The following is a 24,821-nucleotide window of genomic DNA, read 5'->3' as shown; positions in this document are numbered from 1 at the left end:
CCTTACCAAAGACTGTTGTTACTAGCACGTTTACTGAAAGAGTTGGCGAGCAGCAAAATTGTGAAGTTGATCACGGAGTTGAATAGTCCCACCGCCGCGCTGTAGCTGTAGCTGAATTCCAAAATCCCTTTACGGTAAACATAGGTGGATATGACATCCGCCGTCTCATAGATACTGGCACTGTATAAGAGAATGATCTTCTCGAAACCGACGTTCATGATATTCCCCAGCGCCAGAATCAGCATAATCATAATGGTCGGAAGAATACCCGGCAGCGTAACGTGGCGGATCTGCTGCAGCTTCGTCGCTCCGTCAATCTTGGCAGCCTCATACTGCTGCTGGTCAATTCCGGTGATGGCCGCCAGATAAATGATGGTTCCCCACCCGATCTGCTGCCATATTTCACTGATTATATAAATGGGGCGGAAGGATTCCGGTTGCTGCAGGAAGGAGATCCGGGCGCCGCCAAAAAAGGCAATGACATCATTAATCAGACCATCGGATAAGGTAAAATACCGGATGATTCCGGCTACAACCACCAGTGTAATAAAATGTGGCATGTAAGTGATCGTCTGTGTAATCCGCCGGAAAAGCGGGCTTTTTAATTCATTCAGCAATAATGCCAGAATAATAGGTGCGGGAAACCCGAATAGCAGGTTGAAAAAACTCAGCAAAACCGTATTCTTAATTACGCGAAAAAAGTAAATGCTGGAGAAAAACTCCTCAAAATGCTTGAATCCGACCCAATCGCTGCCCAGAATCCCTTTGGCCGGAACAAATTGCTTGAAGGCAATAATGGTGCCGTATAAAGGAACATAGTGAAATAGAAAATAGTAAATTACCACCGGAAGAATCATTAGGTAGAGCCATTTATTGCGCAATAAATCTTTTCCCAATCTGGATTTCAGCATAACTTTCTCTCCTTTGCTGCATTACTTCAGAAGGGGCCGCCCATTTTATCCTATTTATAGCGGCCCCTGCTGACAGGGTCTACCGTTTCATGTAACGCTCATAAGCTGCCTGCTGAATCTCCAGTGCCCGCTCAATGCCCATATCTTTCAACTGCTGAACATATTTATCGTAATTATCAACGGATTCGGTACCCAGAATAATTTTGAGCTCGACCTCTTTCACAAGCGCGTTAATGTCATTCATAATACTGCTCATTTCATCAGCTTCCTCGGCTGTTGGTGTAATCGGTGGAAGCAGATGGCTTTCATGATTGGTTTTCTTCCAGATATCGATGGACTCTGTGGTTTGCAAATATTTAGCTGGCAGATTGTTGTCCTGCTGGATCATCGGGAAATTGGTTCCGTGCGAGTATTTCATCATGACCTGATCACTGCCGAGGCCTTCCGGATTTTTAACCACCAGATCGGTATATGCAGGTTTGCCGTTCTCCAGAGTATACGTAGTGCCTTCAACGCCAAACGTATTCAGCAGGCTGCCTTCCTCGGTGTAGGCGTAGTCCAGCCAGCGCATCGCCGCTTCGACATTTTTGGCAGTCGCCGATATTGCGGCTGAGCTGGTGCCCGCATAGGCATTATCCAGTTGTCCGAACTCAGGGAGCTGGCCTTTGGCAGCAGACGGATAAGGAGCCGCCACAAAATTGGCGTTCGGATCGGTTTCCTGTGCGGCGGAGTTGTATTTCTCGATATAGAACTGCCAGCCAATCGTTGCCCCGCTTACTTTGGAGGTCATCTTCTTGTCTACCGTTGCCGAATCAATCGAAGCAAAGTCCTTGTCAATTAGCCCTTCTTTATACCACTGGGCCATCGTTGTCAGATAATCCTTATATCCGGGCTCCAGGTAGCCGTACACTACTTTTCCGTCATTGATATAAAAGTTCCCCATCACTCCATAGGCCCCTGCAAAACCGCCGGTCCGTTCGCCCAGGAACATCGTACGGAACGTTACAGGCGCAGCTGCATTTTTCTTTTCTTTAAAAGCAGTCAGCACCGTATGCCATTCATCAATCGTTTCCGGAACAGTCAAGTTCAGCTCATCAAGCCAATCCTTGCGGATAATAGGGCCGCCATATACCCGTCCGGCCTCGGAGCGGATGAACGGGAAGGCATAATAAGTGCCGTCATCCGTTTTGATCATTTTATCGATTTCAGGATGCTCCTGGAGCGTCTTCTTCAAATTGGGTGCATATTGATCAATCAGGTCATTCAGCTTCAGAATGTACCCTTGCTCTACTGCTTTATCCGGACCGCCCGGATACTGCAGCCATGTATTCAGAAAAATATCCGGCAGCTCACCCGAGGCCAGCAGCAGGCTGGAACCGAAAAACTGTGCCAGAATGGCATCCACCATAGCTGATGCTTTATCAAACTCCCCGCTTTTAATCAGGTTAATAAATACGACTTCATCATTGATGGAGAGATAATAATCCGTTTCCTGCGCCTCAATTTCCCCATACCAAATAGACAGATTCTCTTCCAGCACCAGCCGGTATTCCTGAGCCTCCAGCGCCTGAAGATAACCCTGGTGCAGGCTGTTCAGTCCGGTGTGGCGCTCGCTTCCGGCCATAACAATCTGCAGACGGTACTTCCGGTCAATAAACTCCAGTGTTTTGGTCAGTGCCTCCTCAATATCCTCTTTCCAGCTGGCCGAACGTTCGGCATTGATATTGATTACAGCTGCCAGCATGCCGTCCATTTCGGTAAAGCTTAGACTATGGTGCCCGCCGGTGAAGTCCATGATGATATTGGAAACGATAAAATTGGAAAGGCTTGGTGAAGGACTGCCTTCTCCCCCGCCCTGGATATAGAACAGCAGCACCGCGAAATCCTCAGAATCCCATTTAAAATGATGCAGTCTTGCTGCTTCCTCCACCGACAATCCATCTTCAGCCTGCCCTTTAAGCAGACGGGATAAATAATAGGTTTGCAGGACACGAAGCTGCCTGAACTGCCGGTTGTTAATGTCATCCCTTTCACGGATGGTGGCCAAAGCGCTCTCCCTGATGAAGGAAAACTCATCCAGCACCCGCTGTGTCTGTTCATCCTTGGCACCCGAGAACATATTCACTAATTCGCGTACAGGATTATAGTTCTTGCGGGCAAAATAAGAAATCACACCGCCTCCGACCAAAAAGCAGAGCAGCAGCCCGAACAGGTTCAGATTGCGGATTTCCCGCGCTTTTTCCCAAAACACACTTGAAGGAAACACGCTTATATATTTCCAGTCTGTTGTGTCCGAATCGATAAAAGATACCATGTTTTCGGTTCCGGCGATATTTATGAAAGAGGTTCCTGCTTTTTTGCCGCCTTCTTCGGTGTACGGCACGTTCTGTAAGCCGGCCAGGCTGTTGTTCTGGAACAAAATTTGATTATTCTTATCTACAATATACACATCACCTTTATTGACCCAATCCACATTTTTCAGCATACTTTGAATTTTGCTGCCGTTTAATGGAAGGATAAGTGCTCCCTTAAATGCATTTTCCGCTCCGGCGCTTGAGAAAGGCTTCATTAAAACAACCTTGGTTTCCCAACGTTTGAATTGGGTGAAAGGGGTCAATGCCTTCCCCCCGGCAGACTCACCCTTCAACAGTGGCAACCACTCTTCATAAGGCATACCGATCATTTGGCGGTTCATCTCATAAAAGGTTTGACTGTCTACATAGGTCTCATCCGTCAGCACTTTGTCCAGACGGCTTGAATACAAATAAATTCCGCTCACAAAATCATTTGTCGATTTATATTTGCTTAACTCCTGACGGGTTTTGTAAATCTGAAAGGATTGACTCTTCTCTTCCATGGCTGTCATGTTCAAGTATTTATTCACATCATTATGAATGGACAACTGCATAGCCATCTTCTCAGCCTGATCAATTTCACTGTCGACCGTATTCTGCATCTGCTTCAGCATTGCATGGCCTGCCCGCTCTATTTCATATTCAACGATTTGTTTAGTTTGCAGGTATATGATAGCGCTAACAATAAGCGGAATAAGCATAATCACAGCATAGGAGACAATCCATTTGTAGGCCACACTTTTGCTGAACATCAACTTTTTTTGCTTCATATTCCGCACTCCCTTATGGTGTCTTTGCCTTTGTCCTTGCTAGATTTCAACTATATATATAATTGACCCGGAGGGCAATCTACAAAATGAACCTGATTGATTATTTGTAAACTTCCGCTTTTGCAATAGCATATTGCAGTGAAAACTCAAAACCTCTTTGTCGGCAGGAGGATACAAGGAGTGAACAGGCTGTTCCTCCGTCCTTTTGCTTCAAAAGAGGCTTCGGGCTTTATACGATTTGAAACACCGGCTGGTCTTTAACAAAGTGGACCGGAAGCTGTGGAAACTGCAACGACAGCCGCTCTGCCAGATAACTCATGCCGGGCGCTTCACTCTCTGCATGGCCCAGCATAATTAAGGCTTTACCCCGCCCTTGATGGGCTGCATCTCTTATATACTCTGGAGTCTCCCACTCCGGACCTTCTCCGGCTATGATTAAATCGAGGGACTCTTGTTCAAATAAGGGGATCACCGTGACACCGCTGCCCCTGTAACCGACCAGTATTCCTACTCTGCGGCATGAAGTTGAGAGGCTGCCTGCTACACGCAAGTAAGGAATTTGAAGCTGCCGTTTCAGATATTCTGCAACCTCCGCAACCTTCATAGCAGGCATAGTCAGAATGGAGGCAGAGGGCTGATGTGACGAAACATATTTCTGCCAATCAAGCGCCCGGAGAAGGCCTTCAATGATCCCATCCGGTGTATAGCGGTGCAGGTAATCATGAAACCGGTAAATTCCCAGTCCCGAGCCTGCGATCAGATCAGCTTTTTGCTTATATACAGGGTCATGCATGAGCCATTCCCGGTGATCCTGATGGCTGAAAAAAACGCCTTCGTGCGTGATGATCAAATTGGCGCCCAAGGCAATAGCCTGTTCTATGACATACTGTGAAGCGGAGAAGGCTGTAACGATTCCCTGCACCTTCGTCTCCAGGCACCCTGGCTCCAGCTTGTCTACAGTTCCGTCCGGCGTAGCAATTCCTGCCGTTAATTTATCTATAATGCATCCGAAAGTAGGTGTCATTATGCCCTCCTAATGTTTTGTGAGCATAAGCCTCATCGAGACTCAGGTCTATTCATTGGGATATACAATAACCTTCAGGCTGCCGCTTTTGTTATGAATGGCCCGTTCGAGCGCTTCGCGGGTTTCTGCCAGCGGGTAACGGTCTGTAATTAACACACCTGCGTCCACGTCTCCCGAAGCCAAAAATTCGATTCCTTTGGGGTACGTATTGGCATATCGGAAGATGCCGTAAATGTCTATTTCGTTATCCGCAATAAAGGGCACATTAAGCGGAATCTCATCCTGTGCCGGCAGACCTACGATAGCCAGCCTTCCACCGCGCCGTATGGAATATAGTGCCGACTGCAGCGCCTTCGGATTACCGGCAGTCTCCCAGGCCACATCTACGCCCGCCCCATCCGTTAATTGCTTGATGGTCTCTACCGCGTCCTCTTTCCTGATATTGATCGCATGCGTCGCTCCAAGGCGCAGCGCCGCCTCCAGTCTGACCTCCTCCAGATCGGTCACAATGATCCGGGAGGCCCCATGGGATTTGGCTGCCGCAACCGCCATCAGCCCGACAGGCCCCATCCCCATGATCGCCACCGTCTCACCTGCCTGCAGCCGGCTTCGTTTGGCCGCGTGGATGCCTACCGAGAAGGGTTCATTTAAAGCCGCTTCTTCAAAAGACAAATGATCGGGAATCCTGAACACCATGTCCTCGCGGATCGCCAGATACTGTACGAATGCTCCGTCTACAGGAGGTGTCGCAAGGAACTGGACATCGGGGCAAAGATTGTATCTTCCAGCCTTGCAGGCGCTGCAGTGTCCGCAGGTCACTCCCGGTTCAACTGCAACACGGTCTCCGATGACTGCTTTGGTTACCTTATCTCCTGCGGCAACAATAACTCCTGCACATTCATGCCCCAGAATAATCGGCTTCTCCACTACAAACCGCCCAATCCGGCCATGCTCATAGTAGTGCAGATCCGAGCCGCATACGCCAACGGCCATAACCTGGACGAGCACTTCATGATCGCCAACCTCCGGTACCGGCACTTCCTTAATTACGATGCTCCCGGGTTTGTCCATGACCGCTGCTTTCATGGTCAAGGGCAGCTTATCTTGTCTTGTGACTTGTGAATGCTTGCTCATGTCCGTTCCCCCTCAGTAAATGACCCGTTTGCTGTTATCTTCGATGCCGCTCTTCCGGTAAAAGTACGTATTGATCTGGTCGCGCCATTCCTTGGCATGGCCGGCCTGCTCCTTCAGGCGGTCCTCCACCTGCAGGTAAAGACCTTCTGCAACCTTGTCCTTCAGACTGGTCCACATCGACAACAGCTCTGCTGCACGTTCCGCACCTTCGAAATGGGCATCATAAATATGCTGGATCACGGTTTTCCCGGAATGAAGTACATGGGTATACGGAACATGGTGGAAGAACAGCAGCAATTCATCGGGGCATTCCTCCAGAGAATCATAGTGCTCAGCATTGCTGCCTAAATATTGGGCACTGTAGCCGGTGCCTGTCTTAACCGTCCGGTCTACGCCGATTCCCCGATGGTCGGCATAATGATAGGTGCCCCACTGCGAATATTCATAGCCGTCGACATTAGGTCCATAATGATGCTCCGGATTGATCATCCAGCCTACGCCCAGCGGTGCCGTGTAGGATTCATAAATCTCCCACGAATCAAGCAAAATCCGGCTAATGACACCTGATACTACCGGGTCTGTGCCAAAGGTCAGCGAGATCCATTCACTGGCGATTTGCTCTGCCGTCAGCTCCGGATTCCAGGCCAGACGTCCGTATCCGTACAGATTCGCCTGTGCCAGCAGATGGCCGGTCCAATTCTTGTCATTGCCCACATTGGAAACCGCTGCAATACCACTGTAACGGTTGCCCCATAGTGATCCATCCGCGATATGCTTTACAGGGGAAGCCTCTCCTTTGGCATAGGTGTTGAATTCCATGATCTCTTTCCATTGGGGGACCAGATAACAGACATGGCGCTGCTGGCCGGTATATTCCTGGGCAATCTGGAATTCAATCACCTGATTGGTCCGCTCCAGCGCCCCGAACAGTGGCGATACAGGTTCTCTGACCTGGAAATCCATCGGGCCGTTCTTGATCTGCAGGATCACGTTATCGTTAAATTTGCCGTCGAGCGGTTTGAAATGGTCATAGGCTGCTCTGGCCCGGTCGGTCTTGCGGTCCCGCCAATCCTGCTTACAGTTATAGACGAAGCAGCGCCAGATCACGATTCCGCCAAACGGTTCAAGCGCTTCGGCCAGCATGTTGGCCCCGTCGGCATGGTCCCGGCCATAGGTGAACGGACCCGGGCGGTTCTCCGAATCGGCCTTGACCACAAATCCGCCAAAATCGGGAATGGCTGCATAGATTTCGGCTGCTTTACTCTGCCACCACTTGCGTACTTCAGGGTCCAAGGGATCGGCTGTCCCTACTTCTCCTTCATGCATCGGACCGGCAAAATTAACGCTCAGGAACAGCTTGATCCCATACAGCCTGAACACATCGGCGATTCTTGAAACGTCGGGCAGGTACTTCGAAATAAACAGCGTTTCAAGTGCATGGACATTCACATTATTGATGGCAATGGCGTTGATGCCTGCCGAGGACATCAACCGCGCATAATCGCGGATACGCTCCAGGTCGCGAGTAAAACGGTTGTCTTCGTACAAAAACGATCTTCCCGAATATCCCCGCTCCACACTGCCGTCAAAATTATCCCAATGGTTGATCATCCGCAGCCCGTTCACCGGATTGACTACCTCGTCCAACCCTTCAATGCTCTGCAGGCTGCCGATCAGGCGCAGCAGGTGAAATACACCATAGAGAACACCCGCCGGTGATGAAGCGCCTACTGCAATGCAGTCATTTTCTTCACTGGATCGGATCGCAAAACCTTCGGGGCCCACCTTTGCAAGGGTATCTTCAGCAAACACACCGGAAATTAATTCATTTCCTCCCTGGAAGGTGCCGATGGCAATACACAGCCCATCCGGTTTGGATGACACCTTTATGCCCAGCATTGATTCAATACCTCTTTGCCATTCCTGAAGCGCAGCCTGAACCGTATCGTTCTCTTCGGCAACCTTCACGGCCCCGCACCATTTCACATATTGATTATATGCGTTCCCTTGCGGCAGCACCGGATAGCTTAACCAGGCAGTGTATCCACTGTCAGCAAGAGTATGTTTATTACCGTTGGATGCTTTCATATGCAGAATTCCTCCTTATTCTGGCCTGAAGTAATTTGTCTTAGCGTACAGCTTCCCGGGTCAGCGACCGGTTTCCTGTGCCCTCAACCAGCCACAGGATTGCAGTTACACCCCGTGGATAATACTTGCTGCCGCCGATTAGGCCGGATAATATTTGGTCACTCCAGCACCAGTACGAAAGCTCGGGATGGAGCAGCCAGCTGACATGTGCCACATCGGCCGCGAGTCCGCGTTCATCCCAGGGCAGATGCAGAATTTCCCGGGCGATGAACTGGGATAGATAGATTTTGCTCAGCCATGAATTGTTGCTTGTAGACGAGAGTTTCCATCCCCCGTCATCAAAAAGGCAAACTCCCGGAACCAGCACATTGTTCAAGTGAGTGTTCAGCGTACTCAGATAATCGGCAAATCTGCCATTTGGATCGAGCGCTTCTTCACAGCCGGTGAAGAGCGGGAACACAAGCCCTTCAATCGCCGGGATAATGCAGGAATGGTTGTCTTCATTGATGATGGCCGGAATGTATCCTTCGCTGTTCAACTGTGAAGCTATGGACGCGGCGCATTTGTCAGCCTGCAGTCCGGCATCCGCTGACAGCTCAGCCGCTCCTTCTTCTCTGAACAATTTCTCCAGTGCTACATAAGCCGCCCAGCATTTGCCCGCCATGTAAATATTATTGCGGGACTGCCCAAGCGAAGTATCCAAACTGTCGTACGTGGTAATCTCTGCGCCGCCTTGAGTCCGGTTGCTGTCAAGTCCCATCAGTCCATTGCGCAAGTTGCTGTCAGGATGATCACGGTTCAGCATGCTCTCCAAGCAGGAACGGAGCACAGGCAGCATATTCTCCACGAATTCGCGGTCTTTCGTCTGTTCAATATAGACAAGCGCCGAGCACAGCCAGTTGACCAGCTCCTCATGGCTCATGTACGAGAAACAATCCGTAAGTCCCGCCTTCTCATAGGCTGAATAATGGGGGCGTGAAAAAACATTGGCTACGCCGATATCGTGGGTGAAGGTAATCCCCCCGGGATATTCCTCCGTACCGCCCGGGAATACCACCTTGTCCTCATAGCTGTAGCGGCTGACGAACAATTCCAGTTCATTGCGCACCGTCCATGGGTTCATCACCAGCTCAAAAAACAGCTGATCGGCCGTTAAGTCGAGCGTATTCATCATCCGGTATTCGCCCTCGTTTACGATCCAAATGGGCTTCCCGTCAGCTTCGAGAAGCTGCGTGCTGCCATAATAGCTGTGAATCGCATGCGAGAGCATAAAGGACTGATCTTCTGTCAGCTTGGCTGAATCAATCCAGGCATCGGCCGATATACAGGACTGGATTAAGCAATCCATATTCTCCAGCGTATAGCTGGCTACGGATTCAATATTCTCAAAATAACGGGAATACGCATAGCTGGCATCAATTCCGGTTGTAACCAGCCCTCCGCGGTAAAAGCAAATGGCGAAGCGGTATGTTCGCTTCTCTCCCGGAGGAACCTCCATCAGCACAGCTCCTGTTCCACCCAGTCCAAAAGCGAGATTATGTTCCAGTGGTTCTTCAAGTATTTTCTCCATTGTGAATCCGAGGGCGGCTTGAATCCCCTCAGCCTTGCAGGCAATGGCGGTCAGCCGTCCTTGTCCGATACCCTCAAAAGCTCCTCCGCTTGTATCGCCAAGTCTGCGCATGGAGCTGTAGGCATCACCGCCTTCATACCCGAAGAATCCTTTTCTTGTACTGGTGCCTTTCGTATTATCGAGGGTCAATTCAGCAAATACGGCTGGCACAATGGCAGCTTTAAGCTCGTCTTCATCAGCTGAGGCCGGATCTGGCACGGAGCGGACGGGTGAGTAAATTGTAAAGGTGAGGTCACCAGCAGTCCAGGTATCCGTTGCCGTTCCCAGCGTTCTGGCAATCTTGTCATCGTCAAACGCTTTCATAACTATTTGGGAGGGCTGATACCAGCCGCTCGGCTTATCCCTGTCGCTTCCACCCGGCGAAGTCGGGAACACCTGCTGCAATTCGTTCGCAGCGGCATCCTCCGCTTTCTCTATATCATATCTGGCGCCAGCATCTTCCACATGCTCGAAAAAGGGCAACACCTCATAACATTCTCCATCTCCGGACTGAAATCCAATATATACATTCTGGTCGGCAGGTTTGCCCAGCTCCAGTCCAAGTCCTCCATTCTTCCCTTTGAAGCCTAAAGTGAAACTGGCAAAGGCACCGATTGGCGAGTGCTGAACATTATAGAATACATTGGCTTTTGTCATAAAGACTCCTTTCTGAAGCTCTGCTTAAGCTCCCTTGTTCTGCTTGTTCTTGTTCATCCTATCATGGGTCCGGCAGCCGGGAACATTGTCAAATCGAGCATTTATTTACCCAAATCAAGCAGAACTCAGATATACTGATATAGACAAAACAGAACTCAAACAATCGGGGGGGCTTCTTGTGGTTTCAGCATTTCTGCCGCCTGTACTTGGACAAAGTATCAGCGAAACGATTATACCGGATGTGAAAACAACCCTTAATCTGTTCGGTATGCATTTGCGAAAGGTAAGTGGAGAGTGGGATTATCCCGTCCATGCTCACCCTCAATACGAATTTAATTATGTGCTTGAAGGAGAACAGCTGATTATCGTAAATAATCACAGCTATACTCAGCGGGCCGGAGATCTGGTCCTGCTAAGGCCCGGAGATTCACATTCCAGTCAAAGCGGCAATGGCAAGCCCTTCACCTATTTCTGCATTCATTTTGATATCGATGACAAGATCCTGATCTCCCTGCTGAGCCGCCTGAACCATGTTCTCTTTGAATCTGACAGCACGATTGCCCATAAATTAGGTCCGGTTCTCTCTAAACTGGTGGAGATTTCAAAGTCAATTGCCGGAGATATTACGATGTCCCAGCGAATGCGGCTGCAGTCCGCAGTTTTCGATCTGTTCGCCCAGCTGTGGGAGGCCTTTTCCATTGATGCTCATTTATCTTCGTCCACTACTTATGAGAAGGTAGAGCTTGCCCACCAGATCCGCAGCCGCCTGCAGGGACTGGTCTATCAGCAATTCAAGCTGGAACTGCCTTACGACAGCCATTACGGCATTGATGACATTGCTGCAGAGCTTGGGATCAGCGCCTCACATTGTTACCGTGTATTCCGGCAAGTCTTTGGCATGTCGCCCAGAGTCTTTCTGTCTGAGCAAATGCTTCATGAAGCAAAGGTACTTCTGGATGACCCCAGCTTATCCGTGAGCCAGATTTCGGGTATTCTGGGTTACCGTGATATTGCCCATTTCAGCCGGCAATTCAAACGCTGGTACGGCAAATCACCGCGCGAGTATCGGGGATCAACGGACGAATAAGCTTGGGACACCCCGGGTTTTTTGAGCAGAACAAGTTTATGCAATCTTAAAAAAACGCAAAAAAAGAAATCGCCCTTTTTGGTATCATGGAAGTGCCACCAACCATCTCAAAAAGAAGCGATTTCTTTGTATATACAATATAGGATGAAGAAAGAAGACCCTTGACATTCATCCCACCACTTTAGAAGTGGGGGAATTTTGGAACTGTAGGAGCGATAGCGTCCGCCTTTAGGTTTGGATTTCTACCGCGAATCGCGGTTAAATTCAGGAAATCCAAACCTAACAGCGGCCGGAAGTCCAAACATTCTCTGTAGTCTCGGCCAATCCCAAAATAGAAGAATTATAAGTTCAATCTATATAGTGATTAAATTTTCTTCTTCCGCGGCGCTGCTTTCTTGCGGGCTTTGCTCTTTGCTGCCAGCTTTTCCTCAGCCAGCTTATGGATTTCTTCTATACGAAGCTGCTCTTGGCGAATCTTTTCTGCCGCCACCTGCTCCATTTTCAATTGTAAATCTGCAGCAGCTTGTTCCTGAAAAGAAGGATTGGCTGTTTTCAAATAGCGCTCAAAGGCTTCCGGGTACAGAAAGCTTTTTTCACCAATGGCGTCAGAAAATAACACGCTTATCCGTCCGTCGATATGGCTGACGACAATTCCAGGGCCATACCCGGTATGATAGATTTGTTCATTTACCCAGTTCATTGCGGCAATGCTCCTTTCATCCACTCTGCACACAACTTTTATCCAGCTCTTTTTTTAAATATTGGCCTGTATAGCTCGTTTCAACAGAAGCTACCTGCTCCGGCGTGCCTGTGCATACAATCGTTCCGCCTTCCGCTCCACCTTCAGGTCCCAGATCAATAATGTAATCTGCATTTTTGATCAAATCCAGATTATGTTCAATAACGACTACGGTATTGCCCGCATCGGTTAACGAATGCAGCACATCAATCAATTGATGCACATCTGAAAAATGCAGCCCCGTCGTCGGTTCATCCATGACATAAATAGTAGACCCGGTAGCCGGCTTCAGCAGCTCTGCTGCCAGCTTTACCCGCTGCGCTTCCCCTCCGGATAATGTGGTGGACGATTGCCCGAGCTTAATATAACCGAGTCCCACGCTGCAGAGCGCTTCGATCTTTTTGCGGATTTTAGGAATATTCTCAAAAAACTGAACTGCTTCCTGAGCCGTCATTTCCAGTACATCCGCAATACTCTTGCCTTTATAGTGGACCTCAAGCGTTTCACGGCTGTATCTTCGCCCTTTGCAAATGCTGCAGGGCACATAGACATCCGGGAGAAAGTGCATTTCCACCCTAATCAGTCCTTCGCCCGCACAAGCCTCACAACGCCCCCCTTTTATATTGAAAGAGAACCGTCCCGGGCCATAAGCACGAATCTTCGCTTCATTGGTGAGCGAGAACAACGTGCGGATATTATCAAACAAACCTGTATAGGTGGCCGGATTGGATCGCGGGGTGCGTCCGATCGGTTGTTGGTCGATATTGATGATCTTGTCCAGATGCTCCATTCCTTCTATGCTCAGGTGAGCTCCGGGAACGGTATGAGCCCTGTTGAGCGATGCTGCCAGCTTTTTGTACAGGATTTCGTTGACCAGACTAGACTTACCTGAGCCTGAAACCCCTGTGACACATGTGAACGTACCGAGCGGAATCGACACATGAATTCCCTGCAAATTGTTGGCGGCTGCCCCTGTAATGGTTAGCTGTTGCCCAGTTCCGGCACGGCGCGTTTCAGGTACGGGGATCTGCTTTTGCCGGGAAAGATACTGGCCCGTAATGGAGCGGGACTCCGCCAGGATGTCTTCAAGTCCCCCCTGCACCACCACTTCACCGCCATTCGTACCGGCATAAGGACCAATGTCCACGATCCAGTCCGCCTGCCGTATGGTATCCTCATCGTGTTCCACGACGATTAAGGTGTTGCCGAGATCACGCATTTTTTTCAAAGCCAGCAGCAGGCGGTCATTATCCCGTTGATGCAGCCCAATCGAAGGCTCGTCCAAAATATATAGTACGCCCATCAGCCCGGAACCGAGCTGCGTCGCCAGACGAATGCGCTGACTTTCACCGCCCGATAAAGTTCCGGCAGCTCTGGAAAGCGTTAAATAGTTCAGCCCTACGTTGTTCAGGAACTGATACCTGGAATCAATCTCCTGAAGAATAGAACCGGCAATCTTGGAATGTTCCTTCGACAAGCTCAGATTTCTAATCAATTGCAGTTCCGCGTCAATGGATAACCTGCAGAATTCCGATATATTCAACCCGTTAACAGTGACTGCAAGAACAACTGGGGACAGGCGGTCACCGTGACAATCCGGACAGGGCAATACGGACATGTACTCTTCAATTTCTTTTTGCATCGCCTCAGACTGTGTCTCGCGGTAACGCCGCTCCAGATTGTTCACAATGCCTTCAAAGGATTCTTTCACATATTTTCTTAAGGCCTCACTGGGATGGTACACTTCAAGCTTCTCTCCACGGGTTCCATACAGCAGCGCATCCAGTGCTTCTTCCGTAAGCTCGCCTAGCGGAGTGTCGAAATCAAAGCCATACCTTGCTCCGAGCGCTTCATAGTACATTTTGCAAAAGGAATTACTTTTGACATTGTTCCAGCCGTTGGCCACAATCCCGCCTGAGTTGATCGAGCGGCTTTTATCAGGAATAACCTTGCCCGGATCGACCTTCAAATGCGAACCCAAACCTGAGCAGGCCGGACAAGCACCCTCATGATTGTTGAACGAGAACATACGCGGGGATAACTCCGGCAGTGAGATCGAGCAGTAAGGGCAGGCATAGGTCTGCGAGAATAAGGTCTCTTCACCGCTGGCGGTTTGACGAATAATGACCAGATCGCCCGAGAGCGACAATGCCGTTTCCAGGGAGTCTGACAGCCTTTGAACATCTATGTCCTTCACTATCAGACGATCAATCACAATTGCGATTTGGTGTTTTTTATTTTTGTCCAAGCGTATTTCACCGGATAAGTCATGAACCTCCCCATTCACCCGGACCCGGACATATCCATTTTGTTTGGCCTGTTCGAATACATGCTGATGCTCTCCTTTTTGGTCACGGACGACGGGAGCCAGTATTTCGTATTTGGTTCCGATAGGAAGACTGCTGATCTGTTCCACAATCTGATCCACAGATTGGCGTTCGACCCTTCTCCCGCACGAGGGGCAATGGGGAATTCCGATCTTGGACCACAGCAAGCGCAGATAATCATAAATTTCCGTAACTGTCCCCACTGTTGAACGCGGATTGTTTGAAGTCGTCTTTTGCTCGATGGCTACCGCAGGTGAAAGTCCGTCGATTGAATCGACATCCGGCTTGCCCCTAAGCCCCAGAAATTGCCGGGCGTAGGACGAGAGCGATTCCACATAACGCATTTGTCCTTCGGCATACAACGTATCAAAAGCCAGACTCGATTTGCCCGAACCGCTTACCCCGGTAAAAACTACGAATTGGTTGCGTGGGATGTTAAGACTGACATTCTTCAGATTATTTTCCCTGGCTCCGTGAACACTTATATATTTATGCATAAGGCCTCCTAATTTGAACAAAAAAACACTCTTAAATAAATTCTATCATATGCATGTCAAGGGTTTTTACCATATAATGTAATTTATTCAGACTTTATTTTTTTATCAAAATAGGTTTGAACTATATTTTTCAGGGAAAACGCTTTAATTTGTTCACCTTCCGCCATGCTATACTTTGGGCAAAATCAGTTCCACTGGAGGGTGCTATGAACATTAACAAAGAGGGTTCTTATTACACGCATGAATATAGAAATCTGTTCAGAGAGATTGGCTATACGGAAGAGGAGATTCAAGCAAGACTTGAACAGGCGTGGAACGATTTGTTCTACGGGGCTCCCGATGTGCGGATCTATTATCCGGCGGACAACGATAAAGCCTATATGCTGGATACCGGAAATTCCGATGTGCGCTCCGAAGGCATGTCCTACGGGATGATGATGGCTGTGCAAATGAATAAGAAAGATGAATTCGACCGGCTGTGGCTTTTCTCCAAGGTGTTCATGCAGCATACGGAAGGACGCTACAAGGATTATTTTGCCTGGCACTGCAAGCCGGACGGCAGCCGCCTGTCCCAAGGACCCGCACCAGACGGTGAAGAATTCTTCGCAATGGCGTTGTTCTTCGCTTCCAGCCGCTGGGGTGACGGGCCGGAGCCGTACAACTATTCTGAACAGGCGAAGATGATTCTCCGCGCCTGCGTGCATAAGGGAGAACAAGGTGAGGGAGACCCGATGTGGGACCCGGCGAACAAGCTGATCAAGTTCGTTCCCGAGTCTCCTTTCAGTGATCCTTCCTACCATCTGCCTCATTTCTACGAATTGTTTGCCCGGGAGGCAGACGAGCAGGACCGCACATTCTGGAAGGAGGCTGCGGAAGCAAGCAGAGTCTACCTGCATCAAGCCTGCCATCCGGTAACCGGCCTTTCCCCGGAATACGCAAATTTCGACGGCACACCTGCAGCTCCTCAGCCCCATGGCGATTTCCGGCATTTCTTCAGCGATGCCTACCGCGTAGCGGCCAATATTGCGCTGGACTATGAATGGTTCCGCAGCGATCCCTGGCAGATCGAGCAGTCGAACCGGATTCAGCAATTCTTCCGGGACATTGAACCTGCGGATTACCGCCGGTACACCATTGACGGCCATCCTTTCGAGGAAATGGCACTGCATCCGGTCGGACTCCTGGCTACGCTGTCCATGGCCTCGCTCGCTGCCGATGGACCGGATGCGGAGCCGTTCGCAAGGCTCTTCTGGAATACGCCTCTGCGCAGCGGGGTCCGCCGGTACTACGACAACTGCCTGTATTTCTTCAGTCTGCTGGCCTTAAGCGGAAATTACCGCATTTATCAGCAAGAATAAAGTAAATAAAGCATTAGACTAGCCCCCACTATAAAAACAGCGGCAGCCGTGGACGAAATAAAGTCCTGGACTGCCGCTGTTTTATTGAGCTAATGTTTCCTGTTAGCGGAACAAGAAAACTCCTTGTGCTACTCGATTTTACAAATTGTTCTGGCAATGCGTCATAGGTTCCACTTTAACTACGAAATCCATTAAAGTGCCTCAGCCTTTGGATGAAATCATGAAGCTCTGCATCTTCCCATTCCGAGAGCCGTTCATAGTACACAGACTCTTTTTCCTTTAGCGCATCTAAAACTTTTTGTTGCCCGTAATCGGTAAGAGATAATACAACTCCCCGTCCATCATTAGCCGACGTTTCTCGTTTTACATATCCCAAAGCTTGAAGTTGTTTGACGAGGCGACTGACCGAACTTCGATCCATTGCTGTTGATTCAGCTAAAGCGGCGGCATTAGTGGCGCCATAGGAATACAGCCAGCGAACAAGATGGAAGGCAGCAGGCTGTATGGAGGAATCGAATTTAGCAGCGGCTTTTACGTTTACTGCATGTGCAGAACTAATGAGAGCATTAAGCTGTTCGCCCAATTCAATCTCAAGTCTATCCCTAGGTACGTTTATCTCGTTCATTCTTATTCACCTTTCTTTAGGTCTAAATCAAACCTTTAAATAGTTGACATATATCAACTAAAACAATATAGTGGATATATGTCAACTAAATTCATAGGCAGGTTATAGTGATTATCCACTCTTAAAGTGTATCATAGGAAGGAGAAATGACGATGGCTAATAAAGAAAATGTTGTCATTACTGGTGCTACCAGTGGACTTGGGCAGCTTGTCGCGCTCGAATTAGGAAAACGCGGATTTGACCTTATTTTGACTGCCCGGAGTAAAGAACGCGCTGAAATCACGAGAGAACGCATTAAGGAGCAGGCACCTTCAGCGAATATTGATTTCTTTTATGGAGACTTTTCGTCAATTAAGGACGTTTCGCGGGTTGGGAGTGAAATAGCTGCCGAATATCCTAAAATTGATGTGCTGTTGAACAATGTGGGGATTCATGCTTTTAAGCCTCGCATCACCCCCGAGGGTCTTCCTGAGATGATTACCGTCAATTATTTCGCTCCCTGGATTTTAACACAGATTCTAAAGCCTTCCCTGCAAAACTCGAGCCATGCCAGAGTTGTCAATGTTGCCTCTGAAGCTTCACGCCGTCACGGTATATTGAAGCTACCAGAGGATTTAACAGATACAACTCCCTTTACCGCTCGCGGCTCATCCCCTGTCTATGGAAAAACCAAATTATTAAATATTATGTTTTCGGCTGAACTTGCGCGGCGGTGGTCAGGTACGGGTATTAGCGTAAATGCACTGAATCCTGGATTTAATGTTACTGGACTCGGACGAGAACTTTGGTTCGCCCCCGTACTCGAACGATTGTTGAAAGTCCTGCGCCTCGGAGATCCGCGAAGAGGAACCGATATTATTACCCGATTAATTGTTGATCCGGAATATCTAAAAAAGACGGGTGGATACTTTAATGTCGGAACAGGACAATCCATTGAGCCAGTCTCTCCCGGAGGAGATGATGCCATGCAGCGCAGGTTGTGGGAAAGCACAGAAAAATTATTAAGAGAAAAGGGGTTTCTGTAGGCAATTCAACAAAGACAGCCGATCGTACTGACTGGCTGTCTACATGTCGTGTTTGAACTATCGTGTCCCGTTATTTTGATAATCTACGGAGAAATTTAATCCACTTGGGTTCGTATGCTTCGCTAATTGGAATCCCTGTATAATATCTATTATAAGGGTCCATTTCCCATATCTTCAAGAGCCCCTCGGGAACTTCATACTTAAATATGGGAGAGCTAGGGTTTGCCCTATAATAAAATTCATTACATGCAACACAATACAAAATCTGCGATTCACCGGAGGTATATGCATAAATACTAAGCTCAGTGCGACAGGCTTCGCATCGACGTATTCGATTGCGGTTTAGCCAATCAATAAAAAACTTCAAAGTATCATCTCCTGCCGTAAAATAAGGAATATCCAACGCATACTAGTATCCCGTTAGATTACCCCTAACTTTTCCAGAATCGAGTTTATTAAATCTGTTTTGGCATGGGAATACGTAACTTAATGCTGAATGTGTCCCGGTTTAAGCCATAACACGTCATATCCCATATTACTGAGTATTTCCAGCCCATCGTTAAACTCAATTCTGTTTGATCCATTCCACCCATTTTCCAAACCATACAAAACAAACTGCTTAACTATTCTTGGGTAATGTAAATTAAAACCATCAATATCACCCGAGGTTATTTTCTTTATGTGAACACCAACTAACAGAGGGCTTCCCGAAATCGGGTCATCCCATGTACAAAAGTGGAAGGAACATGTTATGTTCTTCAGTCCCTTTAATGATATAGAAAGAGTGATTTCGCATACACCTTGGTGGTACTTTTGGTTAATAACATAAACGTATTTTTTATCTCGAACATTGATTTCCCTTGTACTTTTCTTCATATTATCAGCACCTATTTGAAATTTGCAGTCGTTGAACGTCCTCAGTTAGCTTCATATCGTGTTTTACATATAATCCAATCATAAATCCAAAACTTCGGTATGCCAAAGATAACGGATATTTAAATGTGACCGGCAAGATCGAATTTCAAACTTGTAAGGTAGATGTAAGGCAAATCGATAGCTCAGGCCAGCCTGGCAGGATAAGATTGGAACAAATGAAAAAAGAATTTTTAAAAAGGAGAATCGAGATGAGGCTGTTTGAACTGTTGCTTTTTTTGTCAAACATCGGCTTGTTTGCATTAACAATCCTATTAAAAAAAGGACGGCGTAGAATTCCAGTATTCGTTGCAAGCGGGATCGCCACACTTCTACTGGTCATTCATTGGACGGTGGAAGGATACAGAGTTCAGCTATTTTTCCCATATTGCATAACGATCATTTTTTTAGCCATTTCAGGTTATAGCTATTTTAAAAAAACGGCCAAAAAAAAATCCCACGATTCATGTTGGGTTCAGCTTATACCGCTATAGCGATAATGCTGGTCGTAACAACGGGTCTCATGTATGCTTTTCCTGTATTTAAACTACCTGAACCGACAGGCGAATTTAAGGTAGGAACGCAAACTTTTCATTTCGTGGATACAAATAGGGAAGAGATTTTCGGCGGAGCCAGAGATGGCAAGAGGGAATTGATGGTTCAGGTATGGTATCCGGCTCAAGCTGGCAACGGCAAGTACGCTCCCTTTATTCCCGATACCCAGATTTTACGTTATATGGCCGCGAACTATCGCCTTCCCGGGTTTACTTTTCAACACCTGAAGTACGTATCCAGTCATGCTTATTCGGGGGCCGAAGTTTCTTCGGCACAGACTTCATACCCGCTGATCCTTGCGAATCCCGGCTTCGGCTCTTCCAGGTTCCTCCACACGTCGCAAGCCGAAAATCTCGCGAGTCACGGATATATCGTGGCAGTAATCGACCACACCTACAATACATTTGCAACCGAGTTTCCGGACGGTCGAATCACGACCAGCACAACCAACGACTTATTCTCGCCCAACCATGATTACCGGACGGAAAGCGGAAATCGCGACAAGTTGGGAAAAGTTTTAACCGGCGATGTGGCGTTTGCGCTGGACCAATTCGAGTTCATTCAATCGGGGCAGATTCCAAGTCATCTAAAAGGGAGGATTGATCTCGGTCATGTCGGGGTGTTCGGTCATTCCATCGGCGGAGCGACGGCCTATGACGCTTCTTACGATCCGCGAATCGCGGTTGGAATAGACCTTGATGGAGGGCTTTATCGACTGCGTGACAGAGAGGGTCTGCGAAAGCCGTTTTTGTTCATCAACTCGGAAAGCGAATTCAAAAAGTTAAAAATGGTGATGGATAACCGGGTCTACACGGATGCAGAGCTTAACCGTATGGGCTCAACAAGAGAGTGGGAGGATCAAGTAACGGAAGATAAAAAGTTGGAGCTTGAACGGATGCGCGAAACGGTCGACGAAGGGGGACAAGTCCTCTATATCGACAATACGGAGCATTTGAATTTTGCCGACGTACAGTTCATTTCTCCGATTTTCAAAATGCTGGGCATTACAGGAAAGATTGCGCCCGAAAGAGCGAACTCCGTTATCAATGCCTATATGCTGGATTTCTTCGATATGTATCTGAAAAATCAAGGCGGAATCTTAATGAAAGGACCGGATAGCCGCTTTCCGGAGGTGAAGTTCGCAACCTCGCTATTATAAATTACGGAACAGGCTACCGATTTTGATATGCTCCCCTTCAAGTAGACAGGGTTAATAAATAAACCGCTAGCTATGAGCAAGGGGCGGTCTATCAATTATCAGGAACGAATAGACATTGTTCTTTACTGTCTTGCCCCTCCATACATTTAGGAAGTACGTCTCGATCCTTTAGTCCTCCAAAATTTGCACATTCTTAGCTGTCCTACGCTGAGAATCAACTATACCCGGGAACTCGAATAGGTCGAACGCAACTTTTTGACCCTCTTTAAGAAACCGAAAGCCGTTCGGTAGCCTAACAGGGTCTGGTCGTATTTCGCTAAAGTGAACAAAAACATGGCTATCGTCCTGCCCGTCTAGCATTATCCGTCCGTAACCTTCATCTTCTTTGAACCATTTGACAATACCACATCTTCTTTCCGCCATTTAAGTACCTCCTCTGTAACTTTATTAAGTATCATAAAGATTGAGTTTTTTGTCTAAGCGGTGAATGAAGCAACCACTTTTTCATTAACGTTTCCCGTTAGTGCTTCGCGGTACTATCCATAATGTGTACCCATCGCGTTGAGTGAGCTACCTCATTTTATTTTTTTCGGGAACCCATATACGAAAAGTATCATACCAAGGAACGTAAGGATTGGCACAAAGATATTATCGAAGAAGCCTGTAATATGAGTTTCAGGTAGGGCATCGAACATATTCGCTTCGTATAACACTGCAATTTCTTGACTGCGAGCTATCAAAGAGCCCGCACGTTCGATAGCATAGATTACTCCAGCGGAAATTAGAAAGGATGCACCTAGTTTTCTGTATAAGTCGTTGCCCATGAAATATTTGTTGCCTCCTCTATTTTTTATTGATTACTTGTCCCATTATTCTACTTTACCCCATTGTTCCAATTATTGAATATTAGAATATCATTACATTTTAGTCACTGATGAGAAGCAGCTTGGTCAGCCTTCACACAATCAATTGCGACAACGAACGCAATCATGATTGCCTCCATCTCCTCATTCAATATTTGAATCTTGTAGCTGTCGCCCCAAGTGAACCACTCCTTGTTCACTTCACCTATGACTACACCATGCTGTAAAACCTGAAAATCCATGTCCCACCAATTACCATGTACCTCTATGTCAGCAGAATCAATCGTATAACGTGCTTTAAAGAAAGAAAACTCCTTCTTAATCGTTAACACCTCTCGACCATTAACCTCAACAAAAAACTTTGGTAAAAAACTGAACATCTTTTTCGTAATAAGTGCGACTTCATCTCTTGTTGTATTCATAATGGAGAAAGTCTTTGGAATTTGCAAAAAACTGCCCTCTACATAATAAACATCCTCCTCCTGCTGATTCTTTACCGTAAATTTTCCACTTATACTGAATACTTTCTGCTTTATATAAAGTTGCTTCATCCCCCGCCTCCTTCGATATAATATATTTCCATTTCTTGTCTCCTACACAATATAAACCAAGTATATCAAAGATAGGTTATTCAAAATTATGCCAGCTTGTTTCATAACCATGATTTTCAATAATCGAAGCTTGATCTATACTTCTCCCCAAAATATCTCAGTTTCATAATCGAATAGAACGATACCATCCTGATTATTCCTATCAAATAGATTTCGCAGTTCCGTCATCATCGGATTGTAATTCGGATGCCCGGGTACAGGGCTGTAGGAAGATGATTGCAACCGGCCTCTCAAGCCCTCGAAATCGAACTCCTGACTCATTCTGAATCGCACTTCATGCATCGTACCTTCCTTGAAAAAAGAGAGAAGCATCGTCTGAGAAATATTTTTATGATTGACTTTTTCGTAGTCTGTTCCGTATGTATGAAGCAGTTGATCGTACTCTTCACGAAATGAAGTACCGTTTGTAAGACGGGAGTTCCAGATTAGTATTACTCTCCCACCCGGCTGTAGAATTCTACGGAACTCGGTTTGCGTTGCTAAGCGATCAAACCAGTGAAACGCTTGTGCGCAGACAATAAACTCAACCGACTGATCAGGTAATCCAGTAGATTCTGCAGAACCAGATATAGTCTGAAAGTTCGGATTGCTTTCTAACATTTGCTCGGCGGCTACCCGCATTGCCTGATTCGGCTCGACCGCGATCACATAGCTTCCGCGTTCCAGAAGTAGCTTTGAAAAGATTCCTGTACCTGAACCGATGTCTGCTATTTTACTGTTCGAACGCAAACCGACGAAGTCGTACAAATAATCAACTGCCTCTTTCGGATAACTCGGGCGGTACTTCAAATATGAATCGACCCGGTTCGAAAATCTTTCTCTATTGTTCATCTCTTGTCACTCTCCTTTAAAAATACATTAACCCAAGAAGATGTAACAAACCCAATAAGCCCATTGGATATATAATTAATCTTGAGTATAAGTTCTTAAAATTATTATTTGGATTCTTCTCAAAGAAAAAATGAGCGATCGAGTGAAAAATTAAAAATAGATCTATTATTACGAAAGATAAAAGTTGTTGACTTATAAATGAAAACAATAAAAAAGTATATAGCGGTAGATGCAAAATTGTAAAAACTTTGAATACGCGGTTATCTTCCATATCTTTTAGGATTATAAACATTCTCCATTCTTTAGCTCTTATTGCATCCATTTCGTGCAAAAGCAGGAGAGCAAAATTAATTGAAAAAATCATTAGTAAAATTGATGACAAAGTTACACCTCACTTATTGGAGATATTCTAGAGTTAATCACATCCCACTTTAGGTGAGTGCTGGTACAATCATTAAATAATTACGTTACGAAACATGGAGAGTTCCGTTAAACTGCCCATTCGTATTATGAGGTCAGCCAGTTTTGCTGATAAAATATCAGAATTCCCCAACTTAAATTTTCCACCATGATGAAAAAGGAACGGAAAACTCTCCAATTAATGGAGTAGTTTCGCCGATTTTAGGAGTAATTAATTTAACTTTTGCTTCGTTTGCCTTTTTTATAGCTCGTTCCACCGGTTCTGTCCAACCATGATAAGCAAGGGTAAAAGCCCCCCAATGAATTAACATCATATTCTTCCCATTTACATCTAAATGAGCCTGAATCGCTTCTTCAGGTGTCATATGTACCCAAGGCCATCGTTTATCATATTGACCACCTTCAATTAAGGTAATGTTAAATGGTCCGTATTTTTTCCCTATTTCCTTAAAATGTGAATCATATCCTCCATCTCCGCTGGTATAGAAACGTGTATTTTTTCCAAGAATAACCCACCCGCCCCATAAGGTAGTATCGCGATTAAACATTCCTCTACCAGAGAAATGTTTCGAGGGAGTTAAAGCAACAGTTAAACCTTGAAACACAACTTCGTCCCACCAATTGAGTTCTGTAATTTTTTCTTTTGTAACTCCCCATCGATTGAGGTGGGCACCTACTCCATGAGGAACAAAAAAATGACCGGCCTTACTCTTTAGTCTTTTAATGGATTGATAATCTAAATGGTCATAATGGTCATGTGTAATAAAAACAGCGTCCAAAAATGGCATTTCATCAATAATATGCAGCATATCTTTACCGTATCGCTTGCTGCCCGCAAAGGAAACTGGTGAAGCAACAGGTCCTAACATAGGGTCTACCAATAGCTTTTTATTATCAATATTCATTAGGAAAGCAGAGTGCCCGAACCACGTTAAACTATCTTCTTCACTTTTTATTTGTTTCCAATCAATGTTTGACACCTGAATAGGCCCCCTAGGTTTACGATCTTTTCTTCCAGTGATAGAATCCTTAATCATAGAGAGGACATCCATAGCACTCATGTTCATCTTTGTTGGAACCTGATTAACAAATTTCCCATTAGAAAAATTATCAAACCCACCATACACCAGTTTTTGTTTTTTAATTGAGTTTCCGCCAAACGTTGGGTGTATACCTATAAACAATGAAACTAAAAGGATTGATACGACTAAAAAAAGGAAAACATAAAACATTATTTTTCCATCCCTTCCTGAAGATTGATAAGC

The 24,821-nt window shown here is 46.7% G+C and carries 19 protein-coding genes and 1 pseudogene; 4 read left to right on the top strand and 16 right to left on the bottom strand.

The features are described from left to right. Positions 1–2 precede the first annotated feature (2 nt). The 6 genes from NYE29_RS19655 to NYE29_RS19630 all read right to left on the bottom strand — a co-directional run bounded on the left by NYE29_RS19655 (position 3) and on the right by NYE29_RS19630 (position 10,547). Positions 3–911 (bottom strand): ABC transporter permease, encoded by a 909-nt coding sequence (locus NYE29_RS19655; RefSeq protein ID WP_038595221.1) that lies wholly within the window; start codon positions 909–911, stop codon positions 3–5. A gap of 79 nt (positions 912–990) precedes the next feature. After that, on the bottom strand, positions 991–4,035 hold the full coding sequence (locus NYE29_RS19650; RefSeq protein ID WP_340897134.1) for an extracellular solute-binding protein: 3,045 nt from the start codon (positions 4,033–4,035) through the stop codon (positions 991–993). A gap of 229 nt (positions 4,036–4,264) precedes the next feature. Next, the gene (locus NYE29_RS19645; RefSeq protein WP_340897133.1) at positions 4,265–5,059 is read right to left on the bottom strand and encodes a Nif3-like dinuclear metal center hexameric protein; all 795 of its coding nucleotides are present in this window, start codon (positions 5,057–5,059) and stop codon (positions 4,265–4,267) included. A 48-nt stretch (positions 5,060–5,107) separates the two neighbouring features. Then, complete coding sequence (locus NYE29_RS19640; RefSeq protein WP_340897132.1) at positions 5,108–6,193, bottom strand: NAD(P)-dependent alcohol dehydrogenase; 1,086 nt, start codon at positions 6,191–6,193, stop codon at positions 5,108–5,110. A gap of 12 nt (positions 6,194–6,205) precedes the next feature. Then, positions 6,206–8,281, bottom strand: a complete 2,076-nt coding sequence (locus NYE29_RS19635) for an alpha-glucuronidase family glycosyl hydrolase (RefSeq protein WP_340897131.1) — start codon at positions 8,279–8,281, stop codon at positions 6,206–6,208. 40 nt (positions 8,282–8,321) lie between these two features. Then, positions 8,322–10,547, bottom strand: a complete 2,226-nt coding sequence (locus NYE29_RS19630) for a glycoside hydrolase family 52 protein (protein WP_340897130.1) — start codon at positions 10,545–10,547, stop codon at positions 8,322–8,324. A gap of 178 nt (positions 10,548–10,725) precedes the next feature. Here NYE29_RS19630 and NYE29_RS19625 point away from each other — a divergent pair, with 178 nt between their 5' ends. After that, on the top strand, positions 10,726–11,634 hold the full coding sequence (locus NYE29_RS19625; RefSeq protein ID WP_076113819.1) for an AraC family transcriptional regulator: 909 nt from the start codon (positions 10,726–10,728) through the stop codon (positions 11,632–11,634). Between the two features lie 364 nt (positions 11,635–11,998). Here the strand turns inward: NYE29_RS19625 and NYE29_RS19620 are convergent, their stop codons facing one another. After that, positions 11,999–12,334 carry a hypothetical protein gene (locus NYE29_RS19620; RefSeq protein WP_076114459.1) on the bottom strand — a complete coding sequence of 112 codons (336 nt, stop codon included), beginning with the start codon at positions 12,332–12,334 and terminating at the stop codon, positions 11,999–12,001. Between the two features lie 16 nt (positions 12,335–12,350). Continuing rightward, positions 12,351–15,197: an excinuclease ABC subunit UvrA gene (gene uvrA / locus NYE29_RS19615; RefSeq protein ID WP_340897129.1), complete on the bottom strand. Its 2,847-nt coding sequence runs from the start codon at positions 15,195–15,197 to the stop codon at positions 12,351–12,353. Positions 15,198–15,403: 206 nt separating this feature from the next. On the opposite strand from uvrA, the gene NYE29_RS19610 reads away from it, so the two are divergent. Then, the gene (locus tag NYE29_RS19610; RefSeq protein ID WP_340897128.1) at positions 15,404–16,555 is read left to right on the top strand and encodes a glycosyl hydrolase family 8; all 1,152 of its coding nucleotides are present in this window, start codon (positions 15,404–15,406) and stop codon (positions 16,553–16,555) included. Positions 16,556–16,730: 175 nt separating this feature from the next. Here NYE29_RS19610 and NYE29_RS19605 read toward each other — a convergent pair whose 3' ends face one another. Then, a complete protein-coding gene (locus tag NYE29_RS19605; protein WP_340897127.1) occupies positions 16,731–17,180 on the bottom strand; it encodes a MarR family winged helix-turn-helix transcriptional regulator in 450 nt (149 codons plus the stop codon). A gap of 152 nt (positions 17,181–17,332) precedes the next feature. On the opposite strand from NYE29_RS19605, the gene NYE29_RS19600 reads away from it, so the two are divergent. Beyond that, positions 17,333–18,205: an SDR family NAD(P)-dependent oxidoreductase gene (locus NYE29_RS19600; protein WP_340897126.1), complete on the top strand. Its 873-nt coding sequence runs from the start codon at positions 17,333–17,335 to the stop codon at positions 18,203–18,205. 486 nt (positions 18,206–18,691) lie between these two features. Here the strand turns inward: NYE29_RS19600 and NYE29_RS19595 are convergent, their stop codons facing one another. After that, a complete protein-coding gene (locus NYE29_RS19595; RefSeq protein WP_340897125.1) occupies positions 18,692–19,081 on the bottom strand; it encodes a hypothetical protein in 390 nt (129 codons plus the stop codon). A gap of 248 nt (positions 19,082–19,329) precedes the next feature. Here NYE29_RS19595 and NYE29_RS19590 point away from each other — a divergent pair. Continuing rightward, positions 19,330–20,831 (top strand): annotated as a pseudogene (locus tag NYE29_RS19590) (alpha/beta hydrolase family protein). A 168-nt stretch (positions 20,832–20,999) separates the two neighbouring features. On the opposite strand, the gene NYE29_RS19585 reads toward NYE29_RS19590, so the two are convergent. The 6 genes from NYE29_RS19585 to NYE29_RS19560 all read right to left on the bottom strand — a co-directional run bounded on the left by NYE29_RS19585 (position 21,000) and on the right by NYE29_RS19560 (position 24,788). After that, positions 21,000–21,254, bottom strand: a complete 255-nt coding sequence (locus NYE29_RS19585; RefSeq protein ID WP_076114469.1) for a cold shock domain-containing protein — start codon at positions 21,252–21,254, stop codon at positions 21,000–21,002. A gap of 152 nt (positions 21,255–21,406) precedes the next feature. Further along, a complete protein-coding gene (locus tag NYE29_RS19580; RefSeq protein ID WP_340897124.1) occupies positions 21,407–21,655 on the bottom strand; it encodes a hypothetical protein in 249 nt (82 codons plus the stop codon). Positions 21,656–21,759: 104 nt separating this feature from the next. Then, positions 21,760–22,245, bottom strand: coding sequence for an LURP-one-related/scramblase family protein (locus NYE29_RS19575; protein ID WP_076114470.1), 486 nt, complete (start codon positions 22,243–22,245; stop codon positions 21,760–21,762). Positions 22,246–22,380: 135 nt separating this feature from the next. Further along, positions 22,381–23,136 carry a class I SAM-dependent methyltransferase gene (locus tag NYE29_RS19570; RefSeq protein ID WP_076114471.1) on the bottom strand — a complete coding sequence of 252 codons (756 nt, stop codon included), beginning with the start codon at positions 23,134–23,136 and terminating at the stop codon, positions 22,381–22,383. A 16-nt stretch (positions 23,137–23,152) separates the two neighbouring features. Then, complete coding sequence (locus NYE29_RS19565) at positions 23,153–23,500, bottom strand: DUF6713 family protein (protein WP_340899761.1); 348 nt, start codon at positions 23,498–23,500, stop codon at positions 23,153–23,155. A gap of 190 nt (positions 23,501–23,690) precedes the next feature. Then, the gene (locus NYE29_RS19560; RefSeq protein WP_340899760.1) at positions 23,691–24,788 is read right to left on the bottom strand and encodes an MBL fold metallo-hydrolase; all 1,098 of its coding nucleotides are present in this window, start codon (positions 24,786–24,788) and stop codon (positions 23,691–23,693) included. Positions 24,789–24,821: the final 33 nt, after the last annotated feature.

It is taken from the genome of Paenibacillus sp. FSL M7-1046 (assembly GCF_038007405.1).
Classification (GTDB): domain Bacteria; phylum Bacillota; class Bacilli; order Paenibacillales; family Paenibacillaceae; genus Paenibacillus_AQ.
The sequence above is the reverse complement of the archived record's forward strand: the minus strand, read 5'-3'. Positions and strand labels throughout refer to the sequence as shown.

Coding starts and splice junctions, on each gene's coding strand:
- NYE29_RS19655 (WP_038595221.1), bottom strand. CDS start 911: ATGCTGAAATCCAGATTGGGAAAAGATTTATTGCGCAATAAATGGCTC.
- NYE29_RS19560 (WP_340899760.1), bottom strand. CDS start 24,788: ATGTTTTATGTTTTCCTTTTTTTAGTCGTATCAATCCTTTTAGTTTCA.
- NYE29_RS19630 (WP_340897130.1), bottom strand. CDS start 10,547: ATGACAAAAGCCAATGTATTCTATAATGTTCAGCACTCGCCAATCGGT.
- NYE29_RS19610 (WP_340897128.1), top strand. CDS start 15,404: ATGAACATTAACAAAGAGGGTTCTTATTACACGCATGAATATAGAAAT.
- NYE29_RS19600 (WP_340897126.1), top strand. CDS start 17,333: ATGGCTAATAAAGAAAATGTTGTCATTACTGGTGCTACCAGTGGACTT.
- uvrA (WP_340897129.1), bottom strand. CDS start 15,197: ATGCATAAATATATAAGTGTTCACGGAGCCAGGGAAAATAATCTGAAG.
- NYE29_RS19640 (WP_340897132.1), bottom strand. CDS start 6,193: ATGAGCAAGCATTCACAAGTCACAAGACAAGATAAGCTGCCCTTGACC.
- NYE29_RS19635 (WP_340897131.1), bottom strand. CDS start 8,281: ATGAAAGCATCCAACGGTAATAAACATACTCTTGCTGACAGTGGATAC.
- NYE29_RS19580 (WP_340897124.1), bottom strand. CDS start 21,655: ATGGGCAACGACTTATACAGAAAACTAGGTGCATCCTTTCTAATTTCC.
- NYE29_RS19650 (WP_340897134.1), bottom strand. CDS start 4,035: ATGAAGCAAAAAAAGTTGATGTTCAGCAAAAGTGTGGCCTACAAATGG.
- NYE29_RS19620 (WP_076114459.1), bottom strand. CDS start 12,334: ATGAACTGGGTAAATGAACAAATCTATCATACCGGGTATGGCCCTGGA.
- NYE29_RS19595 (WP_340897125.1), bottom strand. CDS start 19,081: ATGAAGAAAAGTACAAGGGAAATCAATGTTCGAGATAAAAAATACGTT.
- NYE29_RS19575 (WP_076114470.1), bottom strand. CDS start 22,245: ATGAAGCAACTTTATATAAAGCAGAAAGTATTCAGTATAAGTGGAAAA.
- NYE29_RS19585 (WP_076114469.1), bottom strand. CDS start 21,254: ATGGCGGAAAGAAGATGTGGTATTGTCAAATGGTTCAAAGAAGATGAA.
- NYE29_RS19645 (WP_340897133.1), bottom strand. CDS start 5,059: ATGACACCTACTTTCGGATGCATTATAGATAAATTAACGGCAGGAATT.
- NYE29_RS19565 (WP_340899761.1), bottom strand. CDS start 23,500: ATGATTTTTTCAATTAATTTTGCTCTCCTGCTTTTGCACGAAATGGAT.
- NYE29_RS19570 (WP_076114471.1), bottom strand. CDS start 23,136: ATGAACAATAGAGAAAGATTTTCGAACCGGGTCGATTCATATTTGAAG.
- NYE29_RS19605 (WP_340897127.1), bottom strand. CDS start 17,180: ATGAACGAGATAAACGTACCTAGGGATAGACTTGAGATTGAATTGGGC.